Consider the following 2,456-nt stretch of genomic DNA (forward strand, 5'->3'; position numbering starts at 1 on the left):
AACTAGAAATCTTTAACAGTAGGCAAAGACCCGCTTCCTACAAAGGAGAGGGGTAAGACTACTGTAGTAGTTGATTCGCCTGGCTTGTTCCCGATTAATCCTAAGGATGTTGACGGAAAGACAGAATGGTCAATTACCATAGACAAGCTTAAAGCTCCTGTATATGTTGCCGCACATTGCGTTGTCTGGGTACCGTGGCAGGAAATGAACAAGATATTCAATGCAACGACGTATTAAGCGATAGCAGGCTTGTCATATAGGACCGGCAAAAGGGACCCCGGCTTAATTGCCGGGGTTTCTTTTGACCAAATCAGCATGCTGTAAATTTTCCGTGAAGGGATCATAGGGTGAAGTATTGTGTTATTAAGGGTATATAATGGAGATGAATAGGGTAGTGGAATCATGGGTCTGTTCAGTAAACTGACTGGTAAGGACAGGGCAGAAAGCTGGAAGCTTCTAAGCGAGGAAATAGGTGATCAATTCATTGACAGAGGGATGCTTAAGGGTGGTCCTAAGGTCGTTGCTACCTACAAGAACTGGGAAATTGAAATGGACATGTATAGTGAGACTCACAATAACAGACCTGCTGGCCATGATAACCATAGTCACAGCACAACTACACACTATACAAGGATAGTTGCGTCATTTGTCAAAAAGAATGATTATAATCTTACCATTTACAGGGAAAGTGGAATAACAAAAGCAATGAAGATTTTCGGTGGCCAGGACATTTAGATCGGTAACCCTGAATTTGACAAGAACTACAGGGTGAAGAGCAATGCTGCAGAGCAGACAGTAGGACTTTTCATGAATGAAAAATTCAAAAAGATGGTTACCGAAAATATTAGAAACGGTACCCTCCAGATTATTGATGAAAATGCTTGCGCAAACTCGTGACTTCAGTTGTGAGTTAGCAAGCGAAGTGAAAAAATAGGCAGTACTTAAGACATTAGCATATATCATGTAATGATTACCACAAAATACCTTGACCAGTAGTTTTCATTATACAAATGTTATACGGACCTAAGGTATTCTTATGTCTAAAATACATTATAGATGCGGATATGTCCATACGATTCAACACCATCTAATCTGGTGCGTAAAATAACGGTACGACAGCCTTATAGGTCAGATAGATAGATATGTGAAGGATTTGTTAAATCTGATTGCTACTAACAATGATTTGTATATTTTGGATGTTGAAACGCATAATGATTATGTGCATCTGCAGATCGAAAGCACCGAGGAACAAATCCGCAGGTACATACAGAGGAAGGAAAGAAATAAGACAGTTCAAGCTTTTATAGTGGTGGAGGTGAGTGCAGTGCTGCAGCATAAGTCCTATGAATACCGTATCTATCATGATAAGAAGCAGGAAACGCTGATTGCAAAGACGATAGGCAGTTCAAGGTTCGTATACAACCATTTCCTGGAACTTTGGAACAAGGAATATGAGGAGACTGGCAAATGCCTTACTTATTCCGCATGCTCCAAACTTCTGCCAAGATGAAGAGGGACCCGGAAACAGTATGGCTTTGTGAAGTGGATAAGTTCTCCCTTCAGAATTCGCTCCGTAACCTGTCGGATGCCTTCTCCCGCTTTTTCAAAGGACAGAATGAGCATCCCCAGTTCAAGAGCAAAAAGAGCCCTAAGCAAAGCTACACTACACAATTCACTAACAACAATATCGCAGTATCCGGGAACTGCCTGAAGCTGCCTAAGCTCGGCCTTGTCAGGTTTGCAGACAGCAGGGATATGAAAGGGCGTATACTGAATGCCACAGTACGAAGGAAACCGAGTGGGAAATTCTTCGTATCAATCCTTTGTGAAGAGGAAATACGTGAATTGCCAAAGACTGACTCAGCTGTCGGAATTGACCTCGGAATCACTGACTTTGCAGTCCTGTCAGACGGCAGCAGGAATGGCAACAACCACTTCACCAGGCAAATGGAAGAGAGGCTGAGACGGGAGTAGCGAAAGCTTGCAAGGCGTGCACTTGCTGCAGAAAAAAGGGGAATCCTCCTGTCTGAAGCCAGGAACTATCAGAAGCAGAGACGGAAGGTAGCAAGGCTCCATGAAAGGGTTGCGAACCAGAGAAATGAATTTCTGAACAAACTCAGTACAGAGATAGTCAAAAACCACGACATCATCTGTATCGAGGACCTTAATGTGAAGGGTATGATGCGCAACCACAAGCTGGCAAAAAGCATTTCTGATGTATCATGGACGAGCCTTGTATCGAAACTGCAGTACAAGGCTGCCTGGTATGGAAAAGAAGTCATCAGGATAGGCAGATGGTTTCCGTCAAGTCAGATATGCTCAGAGTGCGGCCACAAGGACGGGAAGAAGCAACTCCATGTAAGGGAGTGGACCTGTCCAGTTTGCCATTCCCAGCATGACCGCGACGTCAATGCAGCAAAAAATATACTGGCTGAAGGACTCAGGATAAGAACTCT

At 43.4% G+C, this 2,456-nt stretch carries 3 protein-coding genes and 1 pseudogene; all 4 read left to right on the forward strand.

Translation table 11 applies throughout. From position 1 onward, the window contains the following. The first annotated feature begins 84 nt into the window (after positions 1-84). Positions 85-237 (forward strand): hypothetical protein, encoded by a 153-nt coding sequence (locus T472_RS20045; RefSeq protein ID WP_023388107.1) that lies wholly within the window; start codon positions 85-87, stop codon positions 235-237. 165 nt (positions 238-402) lie between these two features. Next, positions 403-735 carry a hypothetical protein gene (locus tag T472_RS00795; protein WP_023388108.1) on the forward strand — a complete coding sequence of 111 codons (333 nt, stop codon included), beginning with the start codon at positions 403-405 and terminating at the stop codon, positions 733-735. Between the two features lie 589 nt (positions 736-1,324). Beyond that, positions 1,325-1,510 carry a helix-turn-helix domain-containing protein gene (locus tag T472_RS20170; protein ID WP_242864745.1) on the forward strand — a complete coding sequence of 62 codons (186 nt, stop codon included), beginning with the start codon at positions 1,325-1,327 and terminating at the stop codon, positions 1,508-1,510. Then, positions 1,507-2,456: pseudogene (tnpB, locus tag T472_RS00800) on the forward strand (IS200/IS605 family element RNA-guided endonuclease TnpB); the annotation flags it as partial. The gene T472_RS20170 and the pseudogene tnpB, both read left to right, overlap by 4 nt.

It is taken from the genome of Youngiibacter fragilis 232.1, assembly GCF_000495435.3.
Taxonomy (GTDB): Bacteria; Bacillota; Clostridia; order Clostridiales; family Clostridiaceae; genus Youngiibacter; species Youngiibacter fragilis.